Below are 5,237 nucleotides of genomic sequence, written 5' to 3'. Positions count from 1 at the left end.
GGAGATGGACGATGAAACCATGTCCCCGAACTTCGCACATAGCTGGCGCCGGCCTCCGACAGCCGCGCAACAGCCTGCTCCTTGTACTCCGGCGAAAACCGCCGCCTTGCTCGTTTCGTCATCCTCGTCCCTCCAGGTCGGTTCGTACTTTACCGCCTGGTCCGGGATCAGGGAGCAAGGCGAGATGCTTCCGAACGCGATCTACGTGCCGCTCAGCGACAAGGTCGCCGAAGCCCTCGAGGCCGTCGCGCCGCTGGCCGGGGTGCGCACCGAGCAGATCCTCGCTGGCATCCTGCATCCGAGCGGAGCAAACAATGAGCGGATCGCCTGCTTCCCTGGCCGCAAGCGGAACGAGGAGTTGTCAGTCAAGACAAGGCCAGAAAACATCATCGCGGCGAGGGACGCGCTCATGACCAAGGTCTCGCGGCTCTCTAACCTTATCTCTGCCAGGCGGTCATGCGGGGCGCCTACGCGCCCTGCCATATCATAGTCGCCGGGCTCTACCGTCGGATGGCTTCCACTCCGGCCCTTTCCGGAAGGCGGCAACTCGCCTTCCACAATGACCTCTTCCGGAGGATGGGGCCGAACGCTCTCCGATCGGCCCCATCCTCCGATGATGTTCCGCTGCTGTTCAGGGCATCCACGGGACCCGTCATACCAAGAGCGGCATCATGGCGCTCGCGAGGCTCAGCACGAGAAAGAAGCCGGCCATGTCTGTAATGATCGTCAGGAGCGGTCCGCTCGCGACCGCCGGATCTTGGCCCAGGCGCTTGAGGAGGAGTGGCACGACGCCGCCAATCGAAACAGCGATCAACGTGTTTGCGGCGAGCGCTGCGCCTATCACCAGGCCGAGATAGGGATTGCCCTTCCAAGCCCATGCAACGATGCCGATCAGTATGCCCAGGACAATTCCGTTGATGATCCCCACCGACGCTTCCTTGATCCAGACCCGGAAAGCATCGACCGGCCGCACCAAACCGAGCGACAGCTCTCGCATGCTGACGGCGACGGCCTGGTTGCCGGAGCATCCGCTCATGTCCGAGACCATGGGCAGGAAGACGGCGATGGCGATCACGGCCGCCAGTGTCTCCTCGTAGGCCGAGATCACGCTCGCGGCCATGATGTTGAGGACGATGTTCGCCGAGAGCCAGGCCAGCCGGCGACGCGACCGGAGCAGGAGCGGCATTGAACGCACCTCATCGCCGACCACGCCTTGAAGCTTCAAGCTCTCAGACTCGGCGCGTTCGAGAGCTGCAAAGTCTACCGCGGCTCGCGAGACGACACCGACGAGCCGGCCATCTGTCTCCACAACCGGCAGGCCGAGGAATGGTTTCTCGCTAAAGATGTCCTGCAATTCGTCGAGTGGCGTTGCCACTCTCACCGTGAGCGGCGCTGACATGATCTCGGTCAGCTTGGCGCCACGCTTCGAGGTCAGGAGACCGCGAAGCGACACGACGCCGATCGGATGGCCATTCTCATCCACGATATAGGGGTGCTGACCGCGGTATCGCTCGAAATCGTCGTCCTCCGACGCTAGACCGCGCAGGACGGCGCCGACCGTGTCCGACTCGCGGAACGTGAAGGCCTCGGCCACCATGAGACCGCCGGCCGTGTTGTCCTCGTAGGCGGCAAGGCGGCGGACATCGGCCGCGTCCTCGGCATCCATCTCGGCGAGGATCGCATCGGCATCATCCTGATCCAGCTCGCCGATGACATCGGCCTGAATATCTGAATCCAGCTCATCGATGATCTCGGCCGCGCGCTCGGCCTCCATCCGCTCGACGAGATCCACCGCGATCTCGTTGGGAGCTTCCTCAAGCAACTCGGCGGCAAGCGCTGCGGGCACGAGCGCGAACGCCTGGTCTCGCTGATCGGGCGCAAGCAAGAGCAGTTCACGTAGCGCCTGGCTGAGCGGCATCGGGTCGAGCAGCCCTGCAAGCGCCTCGCCATCGCGCTCCGCGACCAGTCGCCTGATCTGCTCGCTCACGTCTGCGTTTCCGTCGATTGCGCCAGCCATTCTGCCCTCCCTCATATACAGAATTGCTTATAGGCATAAAAAAATTGCTATAGACAATATTTTTTTGACCTGATATCGAAGCGTCATGAGTGAGTCAAACTGGATTGCGAACACGGCCGATCGGCTTGCCGCGCTGCACGAACAGAAGTTCGGGGGCAAGGACAGCGGTCGCTATCGGATATCGGCGAAGCTCGTTCGTGACATCGCCGAACACCGGCGGCTCTACGAAGACGACATCAGGGCACTCGCCCGCGCCCTCTTCGAGAGGGGCTTCGTGCTGATCGACATGGACAGTTTTTTCGTCGTGATGAGCGCGAATGCCTTCGTCAATTACCGACGCGCAAATGAGGACGCCCTCAGATGAAAACATCCCCCGGAGCCAAGAAGGAGCGCCGCACGACCGAGATCGGATGGCGGGAATATGTCTCGCTGCCGGACATTGGCATCGCCTCGATGGCCGCCAAGATTGACACCGGCGCCCGCACCTCGGCCCTGCATACGGCGGATCACGAGCTGCTCGAATTAGACGGCGAGAGATGGATCGAGTTTTCGGTCCCGTCGCGTAGACCGTCATTGAGGACCCGTGTCCGCCTGCTCGACGAGCGCAGCATAAAGAACACGAGCGGAATTGCCGAACAGCGGCCAGTGATCCGCACGACGCTGATCCTTGCCAGGCGCAAGTGGCACATCGAACTGTCGCTGGCCGATCGTGAAGAGATGAAGTTCGATCTGATCCTAGGTCGAACTGCGATCCGCGATCATTCGATCGTGGTCAACCCGGGGCGATCCTTTGTCCTCGGACATCCTGGTGCATCCAAGAAAAACAAGGAGGGTGCCACCAATCGGCGCATTCGTGCGCCCTCATGACGAGGAAAAAGAACAATGAAAATCGTGATGATGGCCCGGAATCCGGATCTCTACTCGCATGTAAGATTGAAGGAGGCTGCCGAACAGCGGGGCCACGAGTTCAGCATCATCAACACGCTGCGGTGCTATATGAACATCGCGTCGCGGCGTCCCGAGATCTACTACAACGGTGAGAAGCTGCCGGAATACGATGCGGTCATCCCGCGGATCGGCGCCTCCGTCACTTTCTATGGTCTTGCGGTTCTGCGCCAGTTCGAGATGCAGGGCGTCTTTCCGCTCAACGAAAGCGTCGCCATTGGGCGGTCGCGCGACAAGCTGCGCTCGATGCAGTTGCTCGCCCGCGATGGTATCGGCCTGCCCGTAACGACCTTCGCCCATGATCCGAAGCAAACCGAAGAGGTCGTCAAGATCGCCGGAGGAGCGCCGCTTGTCGTCAAGCTCCTGGAAGGCACTCAGGGCCTCGGCGTCGTGCTGGCGGACACCGATCGTTCGGCCAAATCTGTGATCGAGGCGTTCAGGGCGACGAATACCAACATCCTCGTCCAAGAGTTCATCAAGGAGGCCGGCGGCACTGACATCCGCGCTCTGGTCGTCGGCGGGAAGGTCATCGCCGCCATGCAGCGGAAAGGTGCCGAGGGCGAGTTCCGCTCCAACCTGCACCGCGGTGGCAGCGCGCAGCAGATCAAGATCTCACCAGAGGAACGCTCGACGGCGATCCGGTCGGCCAAGGCGATGGGGCTGAACGTCTGCGGCGTCGATATGCTCCGGGCAAACCACGGACCCGTTGTCATGGAGGTCAATTCCTCGCCTGGCCTTGAAGGTGTTGAGAAGGCGACGGGCATCGACGTCGCCGGAAAGATCATCGAGTACCTCGAAACCAACGCCAAAAAAGGCAAGACGAAGACCCGAGGCCAAGGCTAGTGATCGACCGTACTGCATTTCATATAGGCGATGCAGTAATCGCCCCAGGAACGCGGCGGACAGTCGATCTCCCGGTCAGCGTGCTCTCAGATCACACCCCAGTCAGCATGTCCGTGCACGTTGTGCACGGGCGTCGTCCGGGGCCGACGCTGTTTGTCAGCGCAGCGATCCATGGCGACGAAGTGATCGGTGTCGAGATCGCGCGGCGGGTGTTGCGCTCGCCGCAGCTCGACGCGGTGCGGGGCACGCTTCTGGTCGTGCCGATCGTGAATGCGTTCGGCTTCCTCAACCACTCTCGCTATCTGCCGGACCGACGCGACTTGAACAGGTGTTTTCCCGGGAGCGAGCGCGGATCGCTCGCCAGCCGCTTGGCCCACCTGTTCATGACCCAGATCGTCGAGCGTTCGGATTTCGGAATCGATCTGCACTCGGCCGCGATTCACCGCACGAACATGCCACAGATCCGAGTGACGCCAGGGGCCGAGCATACCTTGGCTTACGCCGATGCATTCGGCGCGCCGATCGTGATCGTCTCGAAGCATCGCGCCGGATCGCTGCGCCAGGCAGCGCAGGCGCGTGGTGTCGATATTCTCCTGTACGAGGCCGGTGAAGGGCTTCGCTTCGATGAGGTCTCCGCCAGGGCAGGCACGCTCGGCGTCCTCCGGGTCATGAACGCGATGGGAATGATCCCACGAAAGGGCGTCTCTCTCCCACGAGAGCGTCCGGCTATTGCATCAAAGAGTTCATGGGTCCGCTCGCCAGTCGGCGGACTTCTCCGCGTATTCAAAGGAACGGGCGAAGCCGTTGCTCAAGGCGATCTCCTTGGCGCCGTCTCTGACCCCTTCGGAGATACGGAAGTCGGGGTCAGAAGTGCCTTGGCAGGTATTGTGGTCGGGCGCGCCAACCTGCCTGTCGTCAACGAAGGCGATGCGCTGTTCCACATCGCAACCACAGAAGCGGGCGAAGACGCAAAGAGCATCCGCAACCTCACAGCTCAGATCGACGCCGACCCGATGTTTGACGAGGACGAGATCATTTGAGAACGCAGTACCAACGGCCCACGGTCCTATCGCGGCAGCGACAAATTCGGTCTGCAGAAATCTTCCGCTCTTGCCCAGACGACAAGATTCGCGTGCTTGCAGCCGAGCTTGCCTTTTGGCGCAGCTCGTCACCTTACGGGGCACGGACGAGCCGGGTTTTGGTGGCCGGCCTGCTCGCGCGGAGCCGGTCCGCTCTTACGAGCGCAAATCTGCGTGCTATCCTTCGGCCGGTCCGGGTCCCGATTGCCCGGGCTGCGCACCTGCGCATTCCGGGCTTATCCGGTCAGGCATTCCAATAGCATCCGGTCAGCGATTCCGATTTGATCCGGTCACGGAATCCGGACTCCCCGGTCACCCGGGTTCCGGCTGAGGGACGCGTCTCGAGCGATCAT

The 5,237-nt window shown here is 61.8% G+C and carries 6 protein-coding genes; 5 read left to right on the top strand and 1 reads right to left on the bottom strand.

Going from position 1 to position 5,237, the window contains the following annotated elements; genetic code table 11:
- A partial coding sequence (locus tag QSJ97_RS24180; protein WP_285675044.1) for a hypothetical protein occupies positions 1-490 on the top strand: 490 nt, incomplete at its 5' end.
- A 162-nt stretch (positions 491-652) separates the two neighbouring features.
- On the opposite strand, the gene mgtE is transcribed toward QSJ97_RS24180, so the two are convergent.
- The gene (mgtE, locus tag QSJ97_RS24175) at positions 653-1,987 is read right to left on the bottom strand and encodes a magnesium transporter (RefSeq protein ID WP_285675042.1); all 1,335 of its coding nucleotides are present in this window, start codon (positions 1,985-1,987) and stop codon (positions 653-655) included.
- Positions 1,988-2,102: 115 nt separating this feature from the next.
- Between mgtE and QSJ97_RS24170 the strand changes: the two genes are divergently transcribed.
- Genes QSJ97_RS24170 through QSJ97_RS24155 form a run of 4 tightly spaced genes read left to right on the top strand, consistent with a single transcriptional unit; the run spans position 2,103 to position 4,845 of the window.
- A complete protein-coding gene (locus tag QSJ97_RS24170; protein WP_285675041.1) occupies positions 2,103-2,381 on the top strand; it encodes a hypothetical protein in 279 nt (92 codons plus the stop codon).
- Positions 2,378-2,884, top strand: coding sequence for an ATP-dependent zinc protease family protein (locus QSJ97_RS24165; RefSeq protein ID WP_285675040.1), 507 nt, complete (start codon positions 2,378-2,380; stop codon positions 2,882-2,884). The genes QSJ97_RS24170 and QSJ97_RS24165 overlap by 4 nt, the downstream gene beginning before the upstream one ends.
- 15 nt (positions 2,885-2,899) lie before the next feature.
- Positions 2,900-3,805: a 30S ribosomal protein S6--L-glutamate ligase gene (rimK, locus tag QSJ97_RS24160; protein ID WP_285675039.1), complete on the top strand. Its 906-nt coding sequence runs from the start codon at positions 2,900-2,902 to the stop codon at positions 3,803-3,805.
- Positions 3,805-4,845, top strand: coding sequence for a succinylglutamate desuccinylase/aspartoacylase family protein (locus tag QSJ97_RS24155; protein WP_434220957.1), 1,041 nt, complete (start codon positions 3,805-3,807; stop codon positions 4,843-4,845). The genes rimK and QSJ97_RS24155 overlap by 1 nt, the downstream gene beginning before the upstream one ends.
- Positions 4,846-5,237 lie beyond the last annotated feature (392 nt).

The organism is Paralimibaculum aggregatum, assembly GCF_030270585.1.
In the GTDB taxonomy this organism is placed as follows: Bacteria; Pseudomonadota; Alphaproteobacteria; order Rhodobacterales; family Rhodobacteraceae; genus Thermohalobaculum; species Thermohalobaculum aggregatum.
Note: the sequence above shows the minus strand (reverse complement) of the source record. Positions and strands in the feature narration are given on the sequence as shown.